Annotated in this window: 31 protein-coding genes; 26 read left to right on the top strand and 5 right to left on the bottom strand. The window is 29.7% G+C overall.

Features of this window, described 5'->3' with window-relative positions:
* Positions 1-77: 77 nt before the first annotated feature.
* Positions 78-224, bottom strand: coding sequence for a hypothetical protein (locus CLPA_RS21090; RefSeq protein ID WP_155760358.1), 147 nt, complete (start codon positions 222-224; stop codon positions 78-80).
* A 483-nt stretch (positions 225-707) separates the two neighbouring features.
* Here CLPA_RS21090 and CLPA_RS05535 point away from each other — a divergent pair, with 483 nt between their 5' ends.
* Positions 708-2,582, top strand: coding sequence for an APC family permease (locus CLPA_RS05535; RefSeq protein ID WP_003444396.1), 1,875 nt, complete (start codon positions 708-710; stop codon positions 2,580-2,582).
* A gap of 667 nt (positions 2,583-3,249) precedes the next feature.
* Positions 3,250-3,792, top strand: coding sequence for a YdhK family protein (locus CLPA_RS05540; RefSeq protein WP_236900386.1), 543 nt, complete (start codon positions 3,250-3,252; stop codon positions 3,790-3,792).
* A 299-nt stretch (positions 3,793-4,091) separates the two neighbouring features.
* Here the strand turns inward: CLPA_RS05540 and CLPA_RS05545 are convergent, their stop codons facing one another.
* Entirely contained in the window at positions 4,092-4,478 is a 387-nt protein-coding gene (locus CLPA_RS05545) for a MerR family transcriptional regulator (protein WP_003444391.1), read from the bottom strand.
* A 268-nt stretch (positions 4,479-4,746) separates the two neighbouring features.
* Here CLPA_RS05545 and CLPA_RS05550 point away from each other — a divergent pair, with 268 nt between their 5' ends.
* From CLPA_RS05550 to CLPA_RS21630, 7 genes are all read left to right on the top strand, one after another.
* Complete coding sequence (locus CLPA_RS05550; protein ID WP_003444389.1) at positions 4,747-6,105, top strand: MATE family efflux transporter; 1,359 nt, start codon at positions 4,747-4,749, stop codon at positions 6,103-6,105.
* A 243-nt stretch (positions 6,106-6,348) separates the two neighbouring features.
* Positions 6,349-7,395 (top strand): FMN-binding protein, encoded by a 1,047-nt coding sequence (locus CLPA_RS05555; protein ID WP_003444387.1) that lies wholly within the window; start codon positions 6,349-6,351, stop codon positions 7,393-7,395.
* Between the two features lie 19 nt (positions 7,396-7,414).
* Positions 7,415-7,879: a GNAT family N-acetyltransferase gene (locus CLPA_RS05560; protein WP_003444385.1), complete on the top strand. Its 465-nt coding sequence runs from the start codon at positions 7,415-7,417 to the stop codon at positions 7,877-7,879.
* On the top strand, positions 7,869-7,994 hold the full coding sequence (locus CLPA_RS21880; protein WP_003444384.1) for a hypothetical protein: 126 nt from the start codon (positions 7,869-7,871) through the stop codon (positions 7,992-7,994). The genes CLPA_RS05560 and CLPA_RS21880 overlap by 11 nt, the downstream gene beginning before the upstream one ends.
* Before the next feature lie 27 nt (positions 7,995-8,021).
* Positions 8,022-8,480 carry a GNAT family N-acetyltransferase gene (locus tag CLPA_RS05565; protein ID WP_003444382.1) on the top strand — a complete coding sequence of 153 codons (459 nt, stop codon included), beginning with the start codon at positions 8,022-8,024 and terminating at the stop codon, positions 8,478-8,480.
* Positions 8,481-8,690: 210 nt separating this feature from the next.
* Entirely contained in the window at positions 8,691-9,014 is a 324-nt protein-coding gene (locus tag CLPA_RS21625) for a hypothetical protein (RefSeq protein ID WP_003444380.1), read from the top strand.
* 25 nt (positions 9,015-9,039) lie between these two features.
* Positions 9,040-9,195 (top strand): hypothetical protein, encoded by a 156-nt coding sequence (locus CLPA_RS21630; protein WP_236900387.1) that lies wholly within the window; start codon positions 9,040-9,042, stop codon positions 9,193-9,195.
* Positions 9,196-9,542: 347 nt separating this feature from the next.
* Here CLPA_RS21630 and CLPA_RS05575 read toward each other — a convergent pair whose 3' ends face one another.
* The 3 genes from CLPA_RS05575 to CLPA_RS22095 all read right to left on the bottom strand — a co-directional run bounded on the left by CLPA_RS05575 (position 9,543) and on the right by CLPA_RS22095 (position 12,398).
* The gene (locus tag CLPA_RS05575; RefSeq protein WP_003448320.1) at positions 9,543-10,349 is read right to left on the bottom strand and encodes an ExeA family protein; all 807 of its coding nucleotides are present in this window, start codon (positions 10,347-10,349) and stop codon (positions 9,543-9,545) included.
* Positions 10,350-10,364: 15 nt separating this feature from the next.
* Complete coding sequence (locus CLPA_RS05580) at positions 10,365-11,627, bottom strand: DDE-type integrase/transposase/recombinase (RefSeq protein ID WP_243444608.1); 1,263 nt, start codon at positions 11,625-11,627, stop codon at positions 10,365-10,367.
* A 198-nt stretch (positions 11,628-11,825) separates the two neighbouring features.
* The gene (locus CLPA_RS22095) at positions 11,826-12,398 is read right to left on the bottom strand and encodes a DUF6431 domain-containing protein (RefSeq protein WP_051803906.1); all 573 of its coding nucleotides are present in this window, start codon (positions 12,396-12,398) and stop codon (positions 11,826-11,828) included.
* 471 nt (positions 12,399-12,869) lie between these two features.
* Here CLPA_RS22095 and CLPA_RS05590 point away from each other — a divergent pair, with 471 nt between their 5' ends.
* The 17 genes from CLPA_RS05590 to CLPA_RS05670 all read left to right on the top strand — a co-directional run bounded on the left by CLPA_RS05590 (position 12,870) and on the right by CLPA_RS05670 (position 25,887).
* Positions 12,870-13,379: an HD domain-containing protein gene (locus CLPA_RS05590; protein WP_003448159.1), complete on the top strand. Its 510-nt coding sequence runs from the start codon at positions 12,870-12,872 to the stop codon at positions 13,377-13,379.
* Between the two features lie 49 nt (positions 13,380-13,428).
* The gene (locus CLPA_RS05595; protein WP_003448158.1) at positions 13,429-13,899 is read left to right on the top strand and encodes a GNAT family N-acetyltransferase; all 471 of its coding nucleotides are present in this window, start codon (positions 13,429-13,431) and stop codon (positions 13,897-13,899) included.
* A gap of 136 nt (positions 13,900-14,035) precedes the next feature.
* Complete coding sequence (locus CLPA_RS05600; protein ID WP_003448157.1) at positions 14,036-14,527, top strand: class I SAM-dependent methyltransferase; 492 nt, start codon at positions 14,036-14,038, stop codon at positions 14,525-14,527.
* Position 14,528: 1 nt separating this feature from the next.
* Positions 14,529-15,218, top strand: a complete 690-nt coding sequence (locus CLPA_RS05605; RefSeq protein WP_003448156.1) for an HAD family hydrolase — start codon at positions 14,529-14,531, stop codon at positions 15,216-15,218.
* Between the two features lie 56 nt (positions 15,219-15,274).
* Positions 15,275-15,493, top strand: a complete 219-nt coding sequence (locus tag CLPA_RS05610) for an isochorismatase family protein (RefSeq protein ID WP_003448155.1) — start codon at positions 15,275-15,277, stop codon at positions 15,491-15,493.
* The gene (locus CLPA_RS05615; protein ID WP_003448154.1) at positions 15,468-15,896 is read left to right on the top strand and encodes a hypothetical protein; all 429 of its coding nucleotides are present in this window, start codon (positions 15,468-15,470) and stop codon (positions 15,894-15,896) included. Before CLPA_RS05610 ends, CLPA_RS05615 begins: the two co-directional genes overlap by 26 nt.
* 74 nt (positions 15,897-15,970) lie before the next feature.
* Positions 15,971-16,468 (top strand): hypothetical protein, encoded by a 498-nt coding sequence (locus CLPA_RS05620; protein WP_003448153.1) that lies wholly within the window; start codon positions 15,971-15,973, stop codon positions 16,466-16,468.
* A gap of 134 nt (positions 16,469-16,602) precedes the next feature.
* Positions 16,603-17,364, top strand: a complete 762-nt coding sequence (locus tag CLPA_RS05625) for a Cof-type HAD-IIB family hydrolase (protein WP_003448152.1) — start codon at positions 16,603-16,605, stop codon at positions 17,362-17,364.
* Positions 17,365-17,468: 104 nt separating this feature from the next.
* On the top strand, positions 17,469-17,894 hold the full coding sequence (locus CLPA_RS05630) for a GNAT family N-acetyltransferase (RefSeq protein WP_003448151.1): 426 nt from the start codon (positions 17,469-17,471) through the stop codon (positions 17,892-17,894).
* Positions 17,895-18,457: 563 nt separating this feature from the next.
* The gene (locus CLPA_RS05635) at positions 18,458-19,171 is read left to right on the top strand and encodes a methyltransferase domain-containing protein (RefSeq protein ID WP_003448150.1); all 714 of its coding nucleotides are present in this window, start codon (positions 18,458-18,460) and stop codon (positions 19,169-19,171) included.
* Positions 19,172-19,242: 71 nt separating this feature from the next.
* Positions 19,243-19,761 (top strand): GNAT family N-acetyltransferase, encoded by a 519-nt coding sequence (locus CLPA_RS05640; RefSeq protein ID WP_003448148.1) that lies wholly within the window; start codon positions 19,243-19,245, stop codon positions 19,759-19,761.
* A 443-nt stretch (positions 19,762-20,204) separates the two neighbouring features.
* The gene (locus tag CLPA_RS05645) at positions 20,205-20,624 is read left to right on the top strand and encodes a GNAT family N-acetyltransferase (protein WP_003448146.1); all 420 of its coding nucleotides are present in this window, start codon (positions 20,205-20,207) and stop codon (positions 20,622-20,624) included.
* 42 nt (positions 20,625-20,666) lie between these two features.
* Positions 20,667-21,098, top strand: coding sequence for an NUDIX hydrolase (locus CLPA_RS05650; protein ID WP_003448144.1), 432 nt, complete (start codon positions 20,667-20,669; stop codon positions 21,096-21,098).
* Positions 21,099-21,115: 17 nt separating this feature from the next.
* Positions 21,116-21,736, top strand: a complete 621-nt coding sequence (locus tag CLPA_RS05655; RefSeq protein WP_003448142.1) for a hypothetical protein — start codon at positions 21,116-21,118, stop codon at positions 21,734-21,736.
* 370 nt (positions 21,737-22,106) lie between these two features.
* Positions 22,107-23,222: a ribose-phosphate pyrophosphokinase gene (locus tag CLPA_RS05660; protein WP_003448140.1), complete on the top strand. Its 1,116-nt coding sequence runs from the start codon at positions 22,107-22,109 to the stop codon at positions 23,220-23,222.
* A 373-nt stretch (positions 23,223-23,595) separates the two neighbouring features.
* Positions 23,596-24,156 (top strand): NfeD family membrane protein, encoded by a 561-nt coding sequence (locus CLPA_RS05665; RefSeq protein ID WP_003448138.1) that lies wholly within the window; start codon positions 23,596-23,598, stop codon positions 24,154-24,156.
* A gap of 246 nt (positions 24,157-24,402) precedes the next feature.
* Positions 24,403-25,887, top strand: coding sequence for a flotillin family protein (locus CLPA_RS05670; protein WP_003448136.1), 1,485 nt, complete (start codon positions 24,403-24,405; stop codon positions 25,885-25,887).
* Positions 25,888-25,980: the final 93 nt, after the last annotated feature.

Raw genomic sequence — 25,980 nt, forward strand, 5'->3', positions numbered from 1 at the left:
ATGAAGAAGATGTCTTTCAATGTGTGTATATCCATTGAAAGACATCTTCTTCGTATATTTTAGTACTAAAATAGTCATTAAAATCTAAGAAGTCCTATTCCAAGCATTACTAATATGGCGTTGGCAATTCCAGCGGCCACTTTATAAGCCATATCTTTTTTTGATTCTTTCTTTTGATTGTTTTCATCTAATACATTATCCATAGCAGTATTTTTATTGTTCATCTTATTACAACTCCTAAGTAATTTCATATTTATTTTAAAATGAAAGTTTAAATTTAAATTGATAATTTTTAACCATGATTATTAACAATATGTAAATTATATCTGCGAATATGAATTATACACAAATTTATAATATTTGTAAAGCTAATTGCCATATTTTAAAAAAATGTTTATAAATAGTACTGATTATGATAAATAATAAAATTTAATTCGTATACAATTATAATTATTTCAAAACAACTTCCTTTACTGGATAAATTTTTCTTATAGACTATATAAACATAGAGTTTTGAATAAATGATGGATTTATCAGTAATGAAAACACTTATTTTTTATAGGGAATTTTTTATGAGTTTTACATTATAAATTTAAGTTAAAGTAATACTTGAAAAATTTACTTAATAGGCGTATTTTATATAAGTATACATTAATTTTTAATACATATAATAAACTTTATATTTAAAGTTAGTGGAGGTTAAGACCATGTTAAATAAATTTTTGGATTTATTAATCGGTAAGCCCTTGGCCAATGAACAGCGTGGTAATGAAAAATACAATGTGCCCTTTGGACTTGCAGTAATGGCCAGCGATGCAGTCTCCTCTGTGGCTTATGCAGCAGAAGAAATTTTAGGAGTACTAATAGTAGCAATAGGTTTGGCATCCTATCAATGGCTGGGATGGATTTCTCTTATGATTATAGGATTGCTTTTTATACTTACAATTTCGTATCTGCAAATTATAAAAGCTTATCCTCATGGTGGAGGAGCCTATGTAGTGGCAAAGGAAAATCTTGGAATCAAACCGGGACTAGTAGCAGCAGCTTCACTGCTTATTGACTATGTACTTACAGTGGCTGTTAGTGCCAGTGCAGGAATGGCAGCTATAGTATCTGCATTTCCAAGTCTTCAGAGTCATGAAGTAGAGCTGGTAGTGATTCTTATTATAGTACTTACTATACTTAATTTAAGGGGAGTTGGTGAATCATCTAAAATATTCAGTATACCTACTTATTTATTCATAATTAGTATGCTGTTTATGATCGTATATGGATTAATAAGATATTCCCTGTATGGAGCACCAACTCCTATGTTAAATGTACAAGTAAAGGCAATGGGTGATATAAGTTTATATCTTGTTTTAAAGGCATTTTCATCAGGATGTTCAGCTTTAACAGGTCTTGAAGCTGTAAGTAATTCTGTGCCAAACTTTAAAGAGCCAAGTCAAAAAAATGCAACATTGGTTATGATTTTATTGACAGCTTTAATTTTTCTTATATTTGGTGGTACTTCAATATTAGCAAGATTTTATCATGCTTATCCAGTTTCAACTGGTAGTCCAACAGTAGTATCACAAATTGCATTTGGTGTTTTTGGTAGAACATTTATGTTTTATGTGGTTCAAATTACTACAGCGATTATACTCTTAATGGCTTGCAATACAGCATTTACAGGATTCCCAATGCTCATGTATGTAATTGCAAAGAATCGTTTTGCACCAAGACAATTTACGGTAAGGGGTAAAAGACTAAGCTTTTCAAATGGTATAATAGCTTTATCTTTTGTTGCCTGTATACTGGTTGTTATTTTTAATGCAAATACTCATCACTTAGTACCTTTGTATGCCGTAGGAGTTTTTCTATCCTTTACATTAGCACAGACTGGAATGGTAATACATTGGAAAAACAAAAAAGAAAGAGGTTGGAAAAAACGTGCAGCTATTAATGGATTCGGAGCTTTTGTTTCTGTAATAACTGCAATGATAATAATATATGAAAAGTTTACTCAAGGTGCATGGATAGTTATTGTAATTATACCTATTCTTGTATTTATAATGCTTGCAATAGGAAAACATTATAAAAGCGTAGCAGATCATTTAAGTACATCTTGTGATGAATTGGGCAGTGCTGATATAGGTAAGGAATATAACCATATTGTTGTAGTACCATTACAAAGTCTGAATAAAGCTACACTAAATGCTCTTCAATATGCAAGAAGTCTTACTCCTAATGTAATAGCACTGAGTATTTATACTAATGAAGATGAATTAAAAGCATTACAGAATAAATGGAAACAACTTGATACGGATATACTCTTAGTTACTAGATATTCTCCTTACAGGGCTATACTTACTCCGTTGCTTAAATATATTGATCTTATAGCAAAGTCAGCAGGAGAAGATGAGAAAATTACGTTATTGTTATCTCAATTTATAGTTAAAGAGTGGTGGGGAGGATTACTTCACAACCATACAAGTTTCCTGCTTAGAGAGACAATTCTCCACAATGAAAATATTGTAGTATCAACCTGTCCATATCATTTTCATGATAAGTATGATGAAGATTATAAGGACAAGAATTAAAATGTTTTGATTTTTATACTTTAACCTGACTAACTTGGCGTAAGTCTCCCACGCACTCTGTAAAGCGATTCATACCAAATACAAAATAAATTTTGTTTTGTCTGCTTGCACTCTGTGAAAGCGATTCACACAAAATCAAAAAAAGATTTTGGTTCTCTGCTTTTCTTCAAGTGGGAGCTGGACGCCAAGTAAGCCATGCATTTGCAGTTCTAAAATTCAGATGGGGTAAAAGAATCCCCACCTGAATTAAGAACTTGCTTTAAAGAATATTGTCAGTAGATTAATTGCTATTGCTGATGAATAGAGGATATCTTATAATGCCTAAAGGGTATGTAAGATATCCTCTTATTTATATAGTATTGTAAACGGAGTTCTAAGTATCTGTATTTTAGATACTTAGAACTCGTTATCTAGGGATGTAACAGCCGTTATCTCCCACTACGGATGATGGTCATCGGATAAAAATTTAGAAATCTTCATAATATCTACATAAGTTTTTTGTATAATTACTATTATTTAATAATAAGTATACAAATGGATTTTACTTTTGAGAGTATATTATACTCTCTATAATTCTGAATACTTATTTAGCCAGCTAGTAATGTTAACTTATTTTAAAAGATAGTTTGTTACAGATACTAGTTATGGTATAACTATAAAAGAAAGGATGATATCTTTGAAGAAAATAATAATAGTAATCATGTCACTAATGATGATTGCTGTAGTAAGTGCCTGCAGTTCAACTAAAAGTAGTACTAATAATTCTTCAGGACATGGAGAATCTATGACTTCTGTAGAGGATCTTAAAAAAGCCGAAAATCCTAAGTATCCTCTTGGAACAAATATAACTATAACTACTGATCATATGGAGGGAATGAAAGGAGCAGAGGGAACTGTTTCTGGTGTATATGATACAACAGTTTATGCTGTGGATTATACTCCTTCTGACGGTGGTAAAGAAGTAAAAGATCATAAATGGGTAATAAAAGAGGAATTAGAGGATAGTGAAAATAAAACTTATGTTGTAGGTGATGAAGTTACATTAAAAAATGGCCACATGAGCAGTATGGGAGGAAAAGGTGTAAAAGCGAAAATTGTTCAAGTAGTTGAAGGTCCAGTATATATGGTAGATTATAAACCTACAGATGGTAGTAAAGAGGTTAAAAATCATCAATGGGTAATTGAAAGTGAATTAGAAGCTGCTAAATAAAAGTGTTGATCTAGAATCAAAGAATTCAAATGAATTAGGCATTGCGTAATCACCAATTAGTTTGTATATAAAGCTAATTGGTGGTTATATTTTTATTCAAAATTTTATACAATATGTAAAGTTAAAATAAATTTGTCTATCATAGGTACAGAATCTATTTAGGCATATGAAAATAAATAGTAAGTCAAAGATGCAACGGATATTTTTAATCCTACAAGGAAACGGGTTCCGAGGATAGTGAGCTATCTGAGGGTTCCGTTGACGTAGTAGGATTAAAAATAGACTAGCATACTGACTAGTTATTTATTTGAATATGCCTTATATTCTTTGCATTTTATATATCCGCTATACCACTTTATTTTTTCCTCAATTTTTAAAAGGTGTTTTTGAAGTTCTTCAATTTCCTGCAGAATATGTTCTCTATGAGAAGTAAATATTTTCATACGATTTTCTAATGTTGTATCTCCTTTTGAACAGAGATCAAAGTATTTTTTTATGTCTTTTATAGGCATACCAGTACTTCTTAGACAACATACCATTCCAAGTTCTTCTAAATCCGAGTCTGTAAAGTAACGAATTCCACGTTCTGTTTTATGTGGAGATATAATACCTTCTTTTTCATAATAACGAAGTGTATGTGTTTCTAAATCAAATTTTTTAGCGGCTTCTGAAATACTGTAATTCATTGGATTCATCTCCTAAAATAAAGATACTATGAAGTAGATTCATATAAAGCTTACTTTGTGAAAAGAAAATTGTCAATACACTAAATATAAGAAAAATATCTATGGAATTGTAAATGGTTACAAAAATTCAAAAAAGCTATTGACTTAAAGTCCGCTTTAAGTATTAATATATGATTTGTGTGCCAATACATAATTTAGTTTTGTATAGGTATCATCAATCATATGTTTTATAATGCAAGAATTTTTTGTATAAGGAAGGTAATTTTTTATGACAAGAGATATAACCACTGGGAATCCAGCTAAAATCATTATTCTTTTTACAATTCCATTGATTATTGGGAATCTTTTTCAACAGTTTTACAGTATAGCAGATACTTTGATTGTTGGACGTATACTTGGAATAAATGCTCTGGCAGCGGTAGGGTGTACGGCAAGTATTATGTTTCTAATTATAGGATTTGCTCAGGGACTTACTGCAGGATTTTCTATAATTACTGCTCAGCGTTTTGGAGCTAAGGATGAACAGGGAGTTAGGCAAAGTTATGTAGCAAGTATTATACTAAGCCTCTTAATCACAGTAGTGCTAACAATTATAAGTGTTGTATTAGCACGACCAATTTTAAATATAATGAATACCCCAAAAGAAATTATAAAAGAAGCCTATGATTTTATTATTATAATTTATTGGGGTATTATAACAGCTATGATGTTTAACTTATTTTCTAATGTTATAAGGGCATTAGGTGATAGCCGTACACCCTTAATAATTTTGATTATTACTTCTATTTTAAACATAGTATTAGACTTTGTATTAATTTTACATTTTTCTCTAGGGGTTTCTGGAGCAGCTTTTGCTACTACAATATCTCAGGGAGTATCCGCTGTATTATGTATCGTTTATATTGCTAAAAAGGTACCAATTTTAAAGCTGCATAAAGAGGATTGGCACATAACAAAAGAGGTGCTGTTAGAACATTTAAGAATAGGTCTTCCTATGGGATTTCAGGCTTCTATTATCGCTATAGGTGCTATTATTATTCAATTTGCTCTTAATGATTTAGGTGCTTTGCCTGTGGCTGCATATACAGCAGCACAAAAGATTGATGCTGTTGCCGTTCAGCCAATGTTATGTTTTGGAATTACTATGGGAACTTATGTAGCACAAAACTATGGAGCCAATAATATTGATAGAATTCGTATTGGTATAAGAAAATGCAATATGATGTCTATAACTATCAGTATTATTGTTGGAGCAACAAATATTTTAGCTGGATCATGGCTGATCAAGTTATTTGTAGGGAATGGTCAGAATGAAGTGGTTTCTCTTGCACAGACATATTTAAACGTCAATGGCGTCACTTATTTTCTGCTGGCAATGTTATTTGTTTATAGGTATAGTCTTCAAGGCTTAGGACAGAGTTTTGTACCAACAATAGCAGGCATTATGGAGCTTGTGATGAGAATGTTTGCTGCTATTATTTTATCAAAAAATTTAGAATTTTTTGGTGTTTGTCTTGCTAATCCACTGGCCTGGATTGGTTCTTGTGTACCTTTAATGATTGCTTACTATGTAACTATGAAAAAACTGAATAGAATTAGTGAGACTGTCTTTGTATCCGAGAAATAATTCGTTGAAAATTTTAATATAATTACAGCTGATAGTTGATGAGAGTATATTGACAATACTGTAAGAATGTAATAATATTACCATATTAATTATATTTAAATACTATAAAACGATTTAAGACATATTACTGGTTTACCAGAAAACTGGAGGCTGGATATCTATTGATTATCAACAGATATCCAGTTGTTTTTATATTATATATATTCTATAGCTAAATATAAACTGTAAAGGAGTGTATCTCTATTGAAAAGATTAAAATTTAAAAGTTATTTTTATGCTATAGTTATTTCTTTAGTAATTGTACTTTTATTACTTGGAAGTAAGTTTATAAAATCCCAGGGTAAAATAGCTCTTAGATCAAATAGTACAATTATATTTAAAGGTGAAGAAGCAAAATCAAATAGCAGCATTAATTCTCAAAAACTAAAAGCTGAGTCTATAAAAAATCTATATAAAGATGGAAGATACACAGGTACATCAGCGGGTTATAAAGATAATTTTATTCTAGATGTAACAGTTAAAGATAATAAGGTTACTGACATAAATATTATAAGTTACGAAGATGGAATAGAATATGTAAAACAAGCTGCTATACCAATAAGTGACAAAATAATATCAGCCCAGAGTACTGATGTAGATACAGTATCTGGTGCTACTACTACAAGTAATGGAGTTAAAGCAGCAGTTAAGAATGCACTGCTAAAGGCAACTTATAAAGATGGAACTTATAATGGTAAAGGAATTGAATATACCACAAATAAATTTGTAAATGTCAATGTAATAATTAAAAAAGGAAAAATAGATAAATTAGATTTAATATCTCAGGATGAAATACCTGAATTTGATAAAGCATGGACAAATGTTACCAATAAAATAATTAAAAGTCAATCTACAATGGTAGATGCAGTAACTGGGGCAACCTATGCAAGTAATGGAATAATTAATGCAGTGTACAATGGTATATCAAAGGCAGAAACCTTGGGGGCTGTGAGTACATATCCATCAAAAGATCAGATTATACCTCCTTTTAAGGACGGAAAATATGTGGGGAAAGATAAGGAAGGGAATCCCGTAGTTGAAGTAACTGTAAAGAATAATAAAATAGAAAAGCTTGATTTAAAAATTAATGATGAAAATTCAGAATATCTAAAAAAGGCAGGTAACAGTATAGCAGATGAAATTGTAAAAAAACAATTGGCAGAAGTAGATGCAGTATCAGGAGCAACCAAGTCCAGTAATGAATTGATAATTGCAGTTAAGGATGCATTGAGGAATGCAAAGGATTGGTAGAATTTATAGGAGGATAGCAATGGATATTACACTTACAAAGGCAAATTTAAAGGATGCTGAAAATATACACAAAATGCAAGTGAAAGCATTTATTCCATTATTAAAAAAATATCAAGACTTTGAAACTAATCCTGCCAATGAAAGTATTGATAAAATAATAGAAAGGCTAAATCAACCTTATACAGATTACTATTATATAAATTTAGCAGATAAGATTGTTGGAGCCATTAGAATTGTCTCATTGAAAGATAATGTCTATAGAGTTAGTCCAATATTTGTGTTGCCAGAATATCAAAATAAAGGAATAGCACAGAAGACCTTAAAAACTATTGAATTTATCTATAAAAACGCAAGCAGATGGAAACTTGAAACTATTTTACAAGAAAAAAGTAATTGTTATTTATATGAAAAATTAGGCTATAAAAAAATTGGAAAAACACAATTAGTAAATGATAAATTAACTTTAGTGTTTTATGAAAAGTGAAAAAATTCCTAATAAACTCTATACAGTAAAAGCAAAAGAAATTGCACAAAGGAGAATTGAATTTATGGAAGAATATTTTAATAGATTAAAATCAGAAGTAGAGGGTATTGAATAAATTTGATGTTTAATGGAGTGAAGTAAAATGATTATAAGGAAAGCAACAGAGGCTGATACAGAATCTCTTGTGAAATTAAGAATTAGACAACTTATTGATGAGGGATATTCTCTCAAAAATGAAAATAAGGAAATGATTTTTAATGAGATAAAAAGTTATTTTCAACAAAATATCAAAACAGATCGTTATATTTCTTGGATAGCAATTGCCGAAGAAAAAATAGTTGCCACAAGTGGATTATGCTTTTTCCGATTACCTCCTTCCTTCGGTAATCCATCAGGAAAAATTGCTTACCTTACGTCTATATATACTGTGCCAGCTTATCGAAAAAGAGGGTTGGCAACAAATCTCATTCAGAGGATGATAGTAATATCAAAGGAACAGGGATATACAGTTATTAGACTTCATGCCTCTGAAGCAGGAAAATCATTATATGTAAAGCTTGGATTTAGAGACATAGAAAATGATATGATTTTAAAAATTTAACCTGACTAACTTGGCGTAAGTCTCCCACGCACTCTGTGAAAGTGGGAGACTTACGCCAAGCAAGCCGTGCATTTGCAGTTCTAAAATTAAGATGTGGTAAAAGAATCCCCACCTGAATTAAGAACTTGCTTCAATAAAATTTATTTGATAGACAATTATGAGGTATTGGGAAATATTAATAATTTATATAGTACAGGGAGGAGCTACTCTATGAGTGAAATAATTGATTTGCTTGATGATAAACTAAAACAATATAATCTAACATTTACAAAGAAGCCGATACTAATTGGTGGAATGGCAATGGAATATTACGGAATGCGTAAATCAGGAAAAGATATTGATTTAGTCATCTGTAATGAAGATTATCAGCTACTTGCAAATACAATGCCTGAAAAGAGAAAGGATATATATGGGGATCTGGGTGTAGTGATTGGCCCCTTTGAAATATGGAGAAGCATTGCACTCTTGGACTATAATTTTTATAAAAAGGATGCAATTGATGTAGAATTTGCATTTGTAGTTTCATTTAGATAGATTGTTATTTATGCGAGTTATTGCTATGCAAGTTGAAAAATATAAGAATGATTTGGAGCTGATGAAAGAATATTACTATAAAAATTTTAGTAATCAAGATTTTTTAAATGAAGCTGAGAAACATAAATCATCATATGAAAAAAATAATGGCATAGTATTCAGTGGGGAATATGATTTGTAAGTAGGAGGAGCGGAACTTATGAATATAGATGAAAAGCACAAAAAAATTATAGAAGTTGTTAAAAATAAATTGACTTGTTCGGCCCATAATTTAGACCATGTATTTAGAGTCTATAATTGTTACGTGTCAAATTATTTAATCCTTAAAAAGTCAAATTATTTCAGCCTAAAATTAGTAATAATGTGGTAAAAAATCAGTTTAAATAATCTTACTAATGGCAAATTAAGTCTCAAAAATCAAATTAAATAACCCTTTCTCCACAATATCCACAATGTATAAAATTCTAAAATTGGTCAATAAATATAGGCATAGAAAAACACTGCTCAGAATAAGCAGTGTAAAAAATTTTAAATTGTAAGATCAATTTCACTCTGAGATTTATAAACTGTATCTGAATTAATAGAAGTAAGTCTTTCATTAGCACCAGAGATAAGGCACATTCTCGTTAGAGAATTTAGTGGTCTTATAGCTCCATTAGTGCTTGAATAAATGAGTTCAAAAGCATCATCAGTAAAAATTGGTTCTGAACAGCCTGCGGCTTTTAGCATAGAAGTTATGTAGGGCTTACATTCATCATGCGTTAGCCCTTTTAAGCAATAATTCATTATGATTCGTTGACGTAGTGCTTCATGGACCTGCCTGCTGAGTTGAAGTAAAAAATTAGGTTGACCTGAAAGAATTAACATAGCATAATTCTTTGAGTCCATATGAAAATTAAATATTATTCTTAAATCATCAAGAATGGAATTGCTTAAAAATTGACATTCATCAATTATAATAACTGGAATTACATTTTTACTGTGGCTATAAGTGTATATAGACTCTTGTATTTGCTTAAACATAGTTACTTTTTTCTGAGCATGAATTATTCCAAGACCATCGCATAATGCTCTATAGAAGTCCATAACAGTTAAAGTGGAAATAGGAATGTATACGCACTTATATAAATTTGGATTTAGTGAATCTACAAAATTGCGGAGCAAGAAAGACTTACCAACTCCAGGCTCTCCAGTAATAACGCCAATCCCTAAAACAGATTTTAAAAATTCTAATCTATTCATTGCTTTAGAGAAATCCTCAGATTTAAAACTGTATTTTAAGTCAAGATTTTTATCAAAAGGATCAAAAGTTAAGCCATAAAAAGCTTTATACATAATATCAACCTCCGGTTAGTTAGCTTCAAAGGCAGAAAAATCAACAGAATTAGTATTGTTAGTTCTTCTGATTTTTGAATTATCAATTTTTTTAACAGGGAAAATAGTATCTTCAAGTTTACCATCCTGTGAAAAAATATAAGCTTTATCAATAGATGATGGATCATAGCGTATATTTATTTTGTCACCAACATATTTTAGTGGTACTTCAAATATTTTTGTACCTATAGATACTGTGGAGTCATTTTTTACAGTACGGAGTACTTTATATAAAAATAAATAGTCTAGTTCAGTTTTAGAATCAATAAATCTTATATTTTCAGCATTAGACATGTACTTATCAATTGGTTTTTTGTTTATTGAGGAATGTATAGTGTTGTTATAACTGTTAACATAACCCGACAGGGATTCATTTAAAAGGTCTATAGATTTAAAATCATTCCAATTAATTGAATTCATCCATTGTTTTTGCATAGTTTGGAACCATCTTTCAATTTTGCCCTTAGATTGAGGGGAATATGGTCTTGCAAAACTTAAAATACTACCAAGAGCTGCACAAATCAAATGAAATTGCTCACTTTTATATATCTTTCCATTATCAACGAAAACTTTTTTAGGAATTCCCTTTGATGCTACCGCATCTTTAAATACAGACATAAGAGATAAAAGATCATCTTTAAAAAATGCTTTGCATCCTACAATGACTCTACTGGAATCATCTAAAAAAGCTATAATATAAGTCTTGAATTTTTTATCTTCTATAGTAAGGTAAGGACCTACAGATACGTCAGATTGCCAGCATTCATTGGAAAACTCAAATTCAAAGGCTCTTCTATCATCAGGTACAAGCTTTTTAGAACCTATCTTAGCCTTATTTATAAATCTAGTTACTGTTGACAGAGAAATACTAGTTTCACTTTCAAAACCTTTAGCTATAACTTCATGATATATGTACTTGGCAGTTTTTTTCGGTGAATTTAATTTACTGTTTATAATAAATTCTTTGGTTTCATTTGAAATTTTTCTGGAAGTACCTTTATCAGCTCTTGATTTTGGATATAAACCATCAATACCATATTTCCTATATTGAACTAGCCATCCTTTGATTGTTGCAGGAGAGTACTCTTTTTTCTTGCCGTTAGGCAGTGTATAAGACTTTGCTGCGATTTCTGCTAAATAATCTTTTACAGAAGCCTGGGTAAATGTATTGGTTATAATGGGTGCAATCAGAGAATAACGAAATAATGCTATCTTTTGATTAAATTCTTTTAATATCATTGATTATCAACCTCCTATTTTTATTAATAATTATGACTTAAAATCGATATTTAAACCGTTAAAGGTTGTGTGGAATTATACAAAAATTTTAGATAAAACAAGAGAAATGAGGACAAGATTGATATAAAAAGACATTAAAAAAGTGTGAAGTATTTAATTTGATAAAAAAGACAAATCTAATTTGTACCTATTAAATTATCATTTACAAAAGAAATACTTAGGCATGTGTAAAAAATAATCCAAGTTAAAATCGTGCCTTAAACGGCAAAAGATAATAATTTTTTTTATGATATCAATAGGTAATTTGCTATTTATATTAGAATTATAGAATTTATACTGTGCAAAAAATAAACGAATACTCGATAATGAGCTTGCTAGCCTATTTTTCCAAAATGATAGATCTGTTGTATTAAGAGATGAGTAGTTAATATTAAGAGATTTTATAAGAGTTAATATTTTACTAAAGGAATAACCTAGTTTTAGCATCATAATAATGGAAGTTAGAATAACTTCATAAGCATATTGCCTATAAGGAATAATAAAGCTGGGTATAAGAGAATAGGTTTTACCACAGGATTGACATTTACAACGCAGGATGACTATCTTGTATGCACCTTTAAGGGTAATTAAGTTTCTATAATAAAATCCATGTCTGTACAGCTTACCTTCAAATCCACATGCTTCGCATCCATATTTATTTGGAAATTGATTAAACTTACAAAGTTTATTGTATTTTTTTATGCCGTAAGGCATTTTTACTATATTTATCATTATTATTTCTTCTCATAATTAAAAAATTTTCTCCTTACTAATTATTGTCAGATTAAATAATCTTATTCTTTTTGAGTCAGATTATTTAATTTGACCTATAAATTAAGTCTATAATAATTTGACTTTTTTGAATGTTTTTTAGCTTAAGTAAAATGCCTAATAACATATAATTTATGTTTATTAATTTCAAAATATGAGAAAGATGTAGACTCAGAAATTTTCACCTGACTAACTTGGCGTAAGTTTCTCACGCACTCTGTACAGCGATTCATACCAAATTAAAATTTGGGTTCTCTACTTGCACTCTGTGAAAGCGATTCACACAAAATCAAAAAAAAGATTTTGGTTCTCTGCTTTTCTTCAAGTGGGAGTCCGACGCCAAGTAAGCCATGCATTTGCAGTTCTAAAATTCAGATGGGGTAAAAGAATCCCCTCCTGAATTAAGAACTTGCTTCAATTCCAGCTGCTTTATTGCATGATATCGCAAGAGTAGAAGAAAGCAATGATAGAACTGGCGAAATTGATCATGCTGTTCTAGGTAGTAAAATTGCTGAAGGTATATTAAGAAAATTAGAATATGAAAATGACAAAATTGAGAAGATAAAGCATTGTATTGTAGCTCATAGATTTAGAACTGGTAATATACCTAAAACAATAGAAGCAAAAATACTTTTTGATTCAGATAAACTCGATGTTATCGGCGCCAGTGGCATTGCACGTACTTTTATGTTAGCAGGACAATTTGGTCAAAGATTAAATTGGGAAAAATCACTTGATAATTATTTAGAAAATAATACTGTTGAAAATGGAAGATTAAAAGATGTTTCAAAACATACACCTTTTATTGAATATGAAATAAAGTTTAAAAAAATTCCTAGTAAACTCTACACAGCAAAAGCAAAAGAAATTGGACAAAAAAGGATTGAATTTATGAAAGAATATTTTAATAGATTAAAATCAGAAATAGAAGGTATTGAATAAATTTGATTAATAATATTCTTATATTGCAAATCTATGGGGGTATTGAAAAATGCATACAAGAAAAATGGTAAAAGGTGATATTAATAAAGTTATAGATATTATTAATAGAAACTATGATGAGGTAATGATAGGGGTACATTCAAAAGATGTATTGGACAGATTTAAAAAGCACAATACTTTTGAAGATTGGGAAAAGCAAATGAAATGGAAGCAAATTTTTGTAGTTGAGGATAATGGAAAAGTTATCGCTACAGGTGCATTAGCTAATTTTGGGGATAATACTTATCCTAAATATTATATATCAAATTTTTTTGTAAAACCTGAAAATCAAAATAAGGGCGTAGGCGAAATCCTTTTTAAATATATATTGAAGCTTGTAAGAGATAGTAAAGTAAAATTTTTGCATGTGCCAAGCAGTAGAAATGGAATTGAATTCTATAAAAAAATGGGATTTATTGAGGACAGTATTCAAAATGATAAATTAGATGAAATTACATGGATGACTATGAATATATCATAATGTAAAATAGGACTTATTTATCACAATCAAATTTATTTTGAAAATTTATCTCTCAAATTAATGTAAAATTACTTTGTTATAGTGGAGACAATATTTATAATTACAGTGAGAAATGTGAATAAAAAGGGTGAGAATAATGGAGATTAAGTGGGAACAGCAATGGGATAAAATATATAAAGAACAGGGAGAAGTTCAATCTGATGTACTGCCAACTGTAAAAGTAGCTATGGATATTTTTAAGAAAAACAATTGCAAGAGTGTAATGGATTTAGGATGTGGTACAGGAAGACATTCAATATATCTTGCCAATCAAGGTTTCAAAGTATATGCTACAGATATTTCTGAAACAGGATTAGAAATAACTAAATCAAAGGCTGAAAAATTGAATTTGAACAATATTGAATTTAAACAACATGATATGAGAAATATATCTTTTGATAATAATTTATTTGATGGCATTTTATGCTTATGGACAACAGGCCATGGCACATTAGAGGATTCTCGTAAAAATGTAAATGAAATATACAGAGTATTAAAACCTAATGGGGTAGTAGTTATTGATTATGTTTCAATAGATGATAAAAATTATGGTAAATATAAATTAGATGATTTTTTAAAGCGAGGTTAATATGAAAAATGATGTAGATGTTGTATTCTTTGACTTGTTCCACACATTGATAACACCCAGATATAGTGATTTTAGAAATGAAAATGATGTATTAAAGATAACACAAAAGGAATGGGAAAAATATGCAGAAGATAATGAATTATACTTACATAGAGCAATTGGAAAGGAAAAAAATCCTCAGAAGATAATTGAAAGTATTGTCAAAAAAATGAAAAGAGAAGTTAGCGAAAATGAAAAACAAGAAATTTTAAAATTAAGAGAAGAGAGATTTAAAAAATCTTTAATAGATATAGACTTTATAATTCTTAATGTTCTTATAGATTTAAAGAAAAATGGGAAAAAGATATGTTTGATTAGTAATGCAGACATAATTGATGTAATGCATTGGAAAGAGTCTCCTCTAAATAATTTGTTTGATGATACGATATTTTCATATAAAGTAGGATATTTAAAACCACAAGCTGAAATATACCATATTGCATTAAAAAGGATGAATGCTATTCCACAAAAATGTATTTTTGTTGGAGATGGTGGTTCTGATGAACTAAAAGGTGCAAAAGAATTAGGAATAAAAACTATATTAACAGGATACTTATTAAAAAAGGAAGAAAAAGAACATAATGCAATAAAGAAATTTGCAGATTATTATATAGAAGATTTTAAAGAAATTATTGATATAGTAAATTATTGAGAACTATTTAACGCTTAAAAAATTAAAGTACACATAATTATAATGGAGGTTGGATAATGGATAAATATATAAGACCTAATCTGAAAAAAGCAGCGATTATAACTATTGATACTCAAAATGATTTTAGTTTACCTGGAGCAGTTGCCGCATATGATGTCTTACCCAATATAGCTAAAATATTGAATACCTGTAGAGAAAACAATGTACCAATTATACATGTTATTCGAATTTATAAAGAAGATGCTTCCAATGTTGATAAGGGAAAAGTGCATTAAGGAATCTTTAAGAGTATTAAAAAAGGGTGGTATATTAGCAATTGCATACATAAACAAACATTTTGTATTGAATTCAATTATGACAAGAGATAAAAAATTTCTTACATATAACTTTATTGAGAAAGTTTTGAATAAAGGAGTAATTAAAGAAGGAGAAAAAGAGTGCTTTTGGACAGATACTTTTTTTACAACTCCAATGGAAATGGAATCATTTGTTAAAAAATTTAATACTGAAATCATTGATCATGTGGGAACTGATGGGTTAAGTCCACTCTTAAAAGATTTTGTAGACAATATGAATGATGAGGAATATTCTACATGGCTTCATTATAGTTTAAATAGTTGCAGAGAAAAAAGTATTTTGGGAATGAGTAATCATGGATTATTACTGTGTAAAAAGTAAAATTAATTTGTAACTTTTTAAAAGAATGCAATAGTAAAACAGTAAATTAAAATGAAATAAATAGGAGGATAAAAATGAAAAGAGCATTAGTTAACACCATTATTGAACAAACTGATATTATGTTTTCTAATATGACGATAACATTACACACCTGTAACTTAAATGCCATTATCTGTGAAATGCCTATTTGGAAGCACTTGTATCATACACTTCATTCTCTTGATCAATGGTTTATTAATCCGGGAATATATGATGAACCTGCTTTTCACAAGGAAAATCTAAATTCTCTTGATATTAAGAGTGATACAAGTCTCACTAAGGAAGAATTGATTGAATATTTTGAGGGCATAAAAATCAAGATTAATAAATATTTGAGCGGATTAACAGATAATATGTTATATGAAAAACCTGAAAAATGTGAATATAACAGATTAGCCTTAGTGTTAGGGCAATATCGTCATTTTATGTGTCATATTGGAATCATAAATTCCTCTGCAATTAGTGAAACGGGAAAATGGCCAAGAGTTAATGGATTATTAAATAAGAATGTTGGAAATAAGTATTTTGAATAGCTCACAAAATTCTTAAAGAAAATATTAATATTAATAAGACTATTTTGGGGGGAGTAAAATGATTATAAGGAAATCAACGGAAGAGGATGATATAGAATCTCTTGTTAAATAAGAATTAGAAAGGAAAATAACTAATGTTTGATGTAATTGCTCTTGATTTAGATGGAACGCTATTAAAAAATGATAAAACAGTTTCAGAAGAAACAATAAGAACTTTGAAAAAGCATGAAAAGTTAGGTAGGCAAATAGTTATTGTTACAGCAAGACCTCCCAGATTGGAACCAATAAAACTTCCAGTGGAATTACAACGAGAATTCATGATATTTTATAATGGAGCAGAAATTTACCATAATAATAAAAGGATATATAGCGAAAATATATCTTTAGCTTCGGCCAAAAATATCAAAGATTTAATATTACAGGATTATAGCGAATGTAAGATAGGCTTTGAAATTAATAATAAATTGTACACTAATTTTAAAAATAATAGTATTTTTGGAACTACTGAGTTTGAAACCATTAATTTAAATATTTTTCAGTTGAAATCTCCTGCGAAAATTCTAATAGATATGAGCAATATACATAATATTGATGCTTTTAGATTGAAAATACCTTTAGATTGCAATCTAATTATAACTGATAATGGGAAATTGGGGCAGATTATGGCTCATGGAGTAAATAAATTAAATGCATTAAGATATATTCTTAATAAACTCAGTACAAGTATTGATAGAGTAATGTTTTTTGGTGATGATATTAATGATATTGAACTAATAAAAGAAAGTGGTATAGGAGTAGCAATGGGAAATGCAGTCGCAAAGGTAAAAGATGCTGCAAATTATATAACATCAAGCAATGAAGAAGATGGAATTGCAGTTTTCTTAAATAGATTATAATATAAAAAATAATTTACATTCTTCCTAAAATTCGCAAGAAATAGAATTAATTTCATTAAGCTATAAGGGTAATCAATACTTTTCAAGGAGGCTTAAATAATAGAATGGGTAATATTGTATTATTAGAAAACAAATTAACTGCGGAACAATTTTGTAATTTAGAGGAAGCGGTAGGCTTTGGAAGACAAAATATTAGGCAAAGTGAGAAGGCTATTAAAAATAGTATATATTCTATTTCTGTAAATATAGAAGAAGAAGTTATTGGAATGGGTAGATTGGTTGGAGATGGTGCAAGGATATTTTATATACAAGATGTTTGTGTCAAGCCAGAGTTTCAAAGAAAAGGAATTGGAAAGTTGATTATTGAAAAGTTACTTGATTATATTAAAAATAATAGTATACCAAATTCAAGGGTTACAGTCGGGTTAATGGCAGCAAAAGGTAAAGAAGGATTCTACCAAAAGCTAGGATTTAGAATTCGTCCCAATGAAAAAGAAGGTAACGGAATGATGATAAACATACAAATATAGATATTCAAGTTGAAATATAAATCTTATATTTCTTAAACAATGACAATAAGCCATTTATTAAATAAGCTTGGCGATAGTCATAGTTCTGATATACAAGGAGTAAATATCAGAACTATAGACTTATTTGATAATGGAGTAAAAAGTTAAATTTTACTTTATAATGTCAAATTTCATTGACAATCGTTGTTAATACATCTATAATTATGTTAAATTGTTAGAAAAGGTGGTGTCTGTTTGATAGTGATTCTGTAATGAGCATTTATTTTTTATAGGTATATACAAAGCAAAAATTGCTTCTGTTTTGTGTGCCTAAAATGCCTTGCAGAAGATATCAGACTGACCCTATACGGATTATCAGTAGGTATGGTTTTGCTATACCTACTTTTCTTTTCTTCTGTAAGGCAGCTATTAAAAATATTTATCCGATAACTAGCTGCTGTAACACTCCACCATTATATAAGAAGGTGGAGATAACAGCGACAGGTTCATGGGTAATTCATCTAAACTTAGTTGGAGTACAAACTTCAACTAAGTAAGATTGATTGATATGGAGGGAAAGAATAGTGAAATATTTAAAAAGTAAAAAATATGATACTAAATTTATAAGAGAAAATATGATGGGACCAAATTCTATAAAGATTTTAGAAGAATTAATGAATGAAGTTAATCTAAAAAGTGATATGAGAGTTTTAGACTTAGGCTGTGGAAGGGGCTTAACATCTATATTCTTAGCAAAGGAATTTGGAGTTCAAGTTTTTGCTGCTGATTTATGGATATCAGCAACCGACAATTATAATCGATTCAAAAAATTGGAATTAGAAAATTCAATAATTCCAATACATTCAGATGCTACTAAATTACCTTTTGCAGATGAGTATTTTGATGCAGTGATTAGTGTTGATGCATATCATTATTTTGGAAGTAATAATCAATATTTTGATAGTTATCTAGCACCTCTTATTAAAAAAGGTGGAACTATTGCAATTGGAATACCAGGGATGAAAAAGGAGATTATTGGTGAAGTACCGGAGGAAATGAAGCCCTATTGGCCAGAAGAAGCCTTAGCTACATGGAATTCTTGCAATTGGTGGAAAAAGATATTTGAACAATCGGAAAATATAGATATTTGTTCAATAAAAGAAATGATAGGATTTAAAGAACCCTGGAATGATTGGTTAGCATGTGAAAATGAATTTGCAATTGGTGATAGAGCTATGCTTAAAGCAGATGGGGGAAGATACATGAATTTAATTTCAATTATTGGTAAGAAGAAATAAACACTTTCATATCTAATTTATGCTAGTAAAATATTTGATATAAAATTATTCAGATAACAGGGGGGATTGTTATGAAAATACGACAAGAAAAACCAGATGATTATTTAGAAGTTTATGAGCTTGTAAAAAAATCCTTTGCAACATCTTCTCATGCTGATGGTACGGAGCCAGACTATTTGAATGAGATTCGCAAAAAAGATTCATTTATTCCTGAACTTTCTTTGGTTGTAGAAAATCATGATGGAAAACTGATTGGACAAGTTGTTTTGTATAAAACAATTATTACTTTATTGGATAGAAAAATCACTGAATTACTTTTATCTCCCATATCTGTGCACCCAGATTTTTTTCGTCAAGGTATTGCATGTGCAATGATGGAAGAAGCATTCAAAATAGCCCTAAAAATGGGGTATTCTGCTGTTTTCCTTTGTGGGAATCCAGATTTTTATCACAAAATTGGTTTTAGACCAACCTATGAATTTTATATATTTCATATCAATGACCGCTCAAAGAAAGCAGAATGGTGCATGGTACGTGAATTAACAGTGGGAGCACTGAAAAATATAAATGGAACTATAGATATAAATTGAAGCAAGTTCTTAATTCAGGTGGGGATTCTTTTACCCTATCTGAATTTTAGAACTGCAAATGCATGGATCACTTGACGTGGAACTCCCAATTGAAGAAAAGCAGAGAAGCAAAATCTTTTTTTTGATTTTGTGTGAGGGCTGTACAGAGTGCAAGCAGAGAGCCCCAATTTTAATTTGGTGCGAGGACTGTACAGAGTGCGTGGAAGACTTACGCCAAGTTAGTCAGGTTAAAATTTTACAGATAAAATAGGTATAATGGATATATTTTCAATGTTATACTAAATATTAGTTGATAATCTATAAAATCTATTATACTATTTATGTATATTATAAGCTTACACATATTTGTCAGTATAACATACTCACTCATATTGATTTTATTTTTCAATAGTAAAATATGATGAATAAAAAAATTGTTTTAGTAACTTAGTGGAGGAATTTAGATGACAATAATCAGAGAGAATATTTTAACAGCAAATCAGTTTAATATGCTTTTTAATTCTGTTGGGTGGGACTCACCAAGTAAAGAACAAACTCAAACTGCACTAAAAAATTCGCTTTGTACATTTGCTATTTATAAAGAAGATAATCTTGTAGGTATGGCAAGACTCCTTGGTGACAGTGCTATGAGTTATTATGTAAAAGATTTTGTAATTCTACCTGATTATCAAGGGAATGGATTAGGAAAAGCATTAATGAATCATATGATTTCATTTATAAAACAACAGTTACCTAAAGGATATAAAGTAAGTGTTGAACTTATTAGTTCAACGGGAAAAGAACCATTCTATAGTAAATTTGGCTTTGAAGAAAGACCTTGCCAATGTGATGGTGCAGGAATGTTCATGATGGTTAAAGCATAAATTTCTTATATTATAAATTAAATAAGGGAGTATCTAAATCATATGATAAAAGTAAACTTTTATAGATTGAATACAATAGAAGATAGTAAATTATTATTTGCTGTGATAATGGCCAAATATAATGGAAAATGGATTTATGTAAAACACAAAAAGAGAAATACTTGGGAAATCCCTGGTGGACATAGAGAAAAAAATGAAACTATAGATTCTACAGCTTCAAGAGAATTATTTGAAGAAACAGGAGCAAAAAAGTTTAATATAACTCCAATATGTATTTATTCTGTAGATAGAGATGGAGCTAAGGATTACACTGAATCTTTTGGACAGCTATTTTATGCAGAAATAGAAACATTAGATAAGTTACCTGATTTTGAGATAAATGAAATAAAACTATTTGATAATATACCGGAGAATTTAACATATCCTTTAATCCAACCCTTTTTACATGAGAAAGTATTGAAAATATTTAACTAATGGAGATGAATAATATTTTGAAAAGCAAGATAAAACTATGTTTTATACTATTGTCAGTAGTTCTAATAGCTTTAAGCGGTATTTTCTTTGTTAAATATATAAATGAAAAAAATTATTCTAAGAGAGATAAATTCATAACAGCTATAGATATAAATGAAATCAAAGTTAAAAAAAATATAGATGTCTCCAACATTAATGATGATGATAAATTCTATTTTTATGTTAAAAAAGATAACATGAATATAATAAAATTAATTGGAGTTAGAGGAAAATTTGGCTTTACAGAGGATAATTATTATGCAAATAATTTTAGCTATACAAATCTTTACCTTTGGGGAGATGAAGACAATATATTAAACAAAAATTTAAAAATAACTGCTTCAAATAGTCAGGGAAATGTTATAGATATTGTTGACGGATTTAAGATAAAAAAAGAAGGACATGCCCCAGAGCCATCTGCTAGAGAAAATACTACTTCTACTGCAGTAGAGCAGTTAAATATAAAGCTTTCAGCAGAAGGCACTTGGAAATTAAGTGTTTATATAGACAATAATCTAATTGGAGAAATTAATATTGATGTTAAAAAAGAAAATGCTGATGATTTTAATAAAAATATAGTAAGACCATCTCCATTATAGTGAATTTTATACATAACTTACATTGAAGCAAGTTCTTAATTCAGTGTGGATTCTTTTACCCCATCTGAATTAAGAACTGCAAATGTATGGCTTACTTGGCGTTGGAATTCCAACTGAAGAAAAGCAGAGAACCAAAATCTTCTTTTTGATTTTGTGTGAGGGCTGTACAGAGTGCTTTGGAGATTTACGCCAAGTTAGTCAGGTGAAAACTTATTTTTAATACATAAATTTCAAGCAGAAACCTTATAATCATGAAATTACCATTGACATAAGCGCCTTCTATATCTAAAATTAATTAAGTAAATACTCGAAAAATGTATAAAAATTTATTATTATTGTATGAATTTAAAATGATGTATGGAGGAGAAGAATGAGCAACAATCAAGTTTTCACCCATAATAATGGAGAATTGGGTCTAATTGTTTTAGAGAGTTTTAGAGAATTGGGAGTAAAAATTAATGAACACATTCAACAAAGACGAAATGTAGATGATAATTTTTTGTTACCTGTAGATGAAATACGTTTTTCTAATGGTGAAGGTAAAGTAAAACTTTCAGAATCAGTTAGAGGGAAAGATATTTATATACTTTGCGATATAGGAAACCACAGTTGTACATATAACATGTTTGGTATAGAAAATCACAAGGGACCAGATGAGCACTTTCAAGATATTAAGAGAACTGTATCTGCTATAAGGGGAAAGGCTAAAAGAATAACTGTTATAATGCCCCTACTTTACGAATCAAGACAGCATAGAAGAAAGGGAAGAGAGTCTTTAGACTGTGCACTAGCTCTTCAGGAATTAGAACGTTTAGGAGTGCAGGAGATATTGACTTTCGATGCTCATGACCCCAATGTTCAAAATGCAATTCCACTATTGTCCTTTGAAAATTTATACCCTACATATGATATTCTTAAAACTATTATTAAAGAAGAAAAGGGTATAAAAATACCTAAAAAAGATATGCTTGTTATAAGTCCTGATACAGGCGCTATGGATAGAGCTATATATTATTCAAGTGTTCTTGGTGTGGATGTTGGATTATTCTATAAGAGAAGAGATCATTCCACAATCGTAAATGGTAAAAATCCTATAGTTAAACATGAATATATGGGCAGAGATGTTGAAAATCAAGATGTTTTAATAGTTGATGATATGATTGCCTCAGGAGAATCTGTACTTGATATAGCAAAGGAATTAAAATTGAAGAAAGCTAAAAATGTTTATGTTGCTACTACTTTTGCCTTCTTTACAGAAGGATTGGAAAAGTTCCAAAAATATTATGATGATAATATAATAACTAGAGTTTACTCTACAAATTTGACTTATATATCACCTGAACTTGAGAAAACTGAATGGTTTAGACCAGTTGATATGTCAGAGCTTTTAGCAATAATAATAAATAGATTAAACAGAGAACAATCCATTGCTAAATTTATGGATGCTACTTATGTAATACATGAACTTATAAGAAATGAAAATTAGTAGTATGCTTTACTTAATATAATTTGTGAATGAAAATCCTATTTTTATTTGAAAAATATATATTCTATTAGGATAAATATATTCTAAGCGTCACAATAATTTAAATATAGTATATTGACAATAGGTTATTTAATACAATAGGTGTATTAAATAGCCTATTATTTTTGTTTAAAAGTTTTACAATATTAAAAATACTTTTTCAATTATAATGTATATATAATTACACTGTTAGATGGAAAATTGATTAATAATCAATTACAGCTTTGTAATATATCAATACAATATAAAATAGTATTATGATATAATTAAGTATACTGTAATATTATGGTCTGTAATGTAGGTAATGCTAAACAAGAAATTTAGGGGGAATCCTATGGAACGAGTATACACAATTATATTTTTTGTGGGAGTTATTTATACAGTGGTTACCTTTTTATTTGGAGGTCTTTTAGGTATTATTGACGCTGGATTGGATGCACATATTGATACATCTTTAGATGGCAGCAGTCCTTTTATACTTCCATTAAAACCTATAACTATAGTTTCCTTTATTACTGTATTTGGAGGAATAGGTATTATTGGAACTCATTATAAATTTAATTGGATAGTCATACTTATAATAGCAATAATTTTAGGGCTTATAGTTTCGTGGTTATTATATAGATTTATAGTAATTCCTCTGTATAGAGCTCAAAATACAAGTGCAGTTTATCAGGAGAAACTTATCGGTATGACAGCGACGGTTATATCCCCAATACTGAAGAATGGATTCGGTACCATAGCTTATGTTGTTAACGGCAGTAAATATAATGCACCAGCACAGCATGTGGGAAAAGAAGAGATAAAACAAGGACAAGAAGTACTTATCTATGAAATAAAAAACAATGTATTTTATGTAGAACCCTTAAATAGTGATTATAAAAAAGGTTCTTAGTAAATATAATGTATTTTATTTGTTTGAAGCAAGTTCTTAATTCAGGTAGGGATTCTTTTACCCCATCTGAATTTTAGAACTGCAAATGCATGGCTTACTTGGCGTCGAACTGGGAAACTTACGCCAAGTTAGTCAGGTGAAATGTATAAATAAATCATATTTGGAAAAGTTATTGAGAAATATGCTCATATATGGTATGTTAAAGGCAATAGGTATTATATAATTAATACGAGTGGGAGGGAAGATATGGATTTCAGTATATTGATTGTTCCAGGCATAATTGTAGTTGTAATTATATTATTAATAGCAGGTGTTTTTTCCATGTGGAAAAGAGTACCTCAGGACAAAGCTTTAGTAGTAACAGGTATGAAAAAGAGAGTAATCACCGGAGGTGGTGGATTTGTAATACCTCTTCTTGAAAGAACAGATAAGATTTCTCTTGAAAATATGGAGATTGAAGTAAGGATTGACGGGGCATTAACTGGACAAGGTGTTGGAATAATGGCTGATGGAGTTGCCGTAGTAAAGGTAAAATCAGATACAGATTCTATTTTATCCGCAGCAGAACAATTTAACACTTCCAATGGACTTCAACATACACTTCAGGTTATTGAACACACCACTAAAAATGTTCTTGAAGGTAAACTTAGAGAAATTGTTTCAAAGATGACTATAGAGGAAATTTACAAGGACAGAGAAAAGTTTGCTTCCCATGTTCAGGAAGTTGCGGCTATTGATCTCTCACAAATGGGATTGGAACTTAAGGTATTGACTATTAAAGAAATATCCGATAGAAATGGATATTTAGAAGCTCTTGGTAAGCCAAGAATAGCCGCTGTTAAGAGAGATGCACTTATTGCAGAGGCAGAAGCTGCAAAGGAAACAAAGATAAGAACTGCTGAGGCAAATAGATTAGGGGAAGCTGCAAAAATTTTATCTGAAACTCAAATTGCTGAATCCTCTAAAGAAAAGGAATTAAAAGTACAATCCTATAGAAGTGAACAGGAAAAAGCAAAAGCTGCATCTGATTTGTCCTATGAAATAGAAGCCAATAAGGCAAAGAAAGAAGTTACAGAAACACAAGTACAAGTTGAAATAACTAAGAAACAGAAAGAAAGAGAATTGGCAGAAGCAGCACTTCAGGTAGAGCTTACCAAAAAAGATAGAGAAATAGAATTAGCTGAAAAAGAAGCACTTAGAAAAGAAAGAGAATTAGAAGCTACTGTGAAGAAACAGGCAGAAGCAGATAAGTATAGTCAGCTTCAAACGGCTGATGCAGTAAGATATAAAGAAATTGCAGATGCAGAAGCAAGAGCAAAATCCATTGAACTGGAAGGTAAAGCAAAATCAGAGGCCTTAAGACTTCAAGGTATGGCAGAGGTTGATATAATAAGAGAAAAAGGTAAAGCAGAGGCGGAAGCTATGATGAAAAAAGCAGAAGCTTTTAAATTGTACAATGATGCTGCTATGACTCAAATGATAATAGAAAAACTGCCTGAAATTGCAAAAGCAGTAGCTGAACCACTATCAAAAACAGAAAAAATTGTAATTGTGGATAATGGAAGTAGAGAAGGAAATGGTAAGGGAGCAGCAAAAGTTACTGGATATGTGAATGATATTGTATCTCAGCTCCCAGAAACCGTTGAAGCTCTAACGGGAGTGAATATTTTGGATTTTCTGTCAAAGAAAGTTTCTAAGGATGATAAAGAAGAAAAAGAAACTTCAAAATAACAGTTGTGCAAGTATTATTTTATAGGGTTAAAATTTTATAATAAACATACTATAAAAATCCTCTACTAGTGTTTGGAGGATTTTTAATCTTTA

This window comes from Clostridium pasteurianum DSM 525 = ATCC 6013 (assembly GCF_000807255.1).
Lineage (GTDB): Bacteria > Bacillota > Clostridia > Clostridiales > Clostridiaceae > Clostridium_I > Clostridium_I pasteurianum.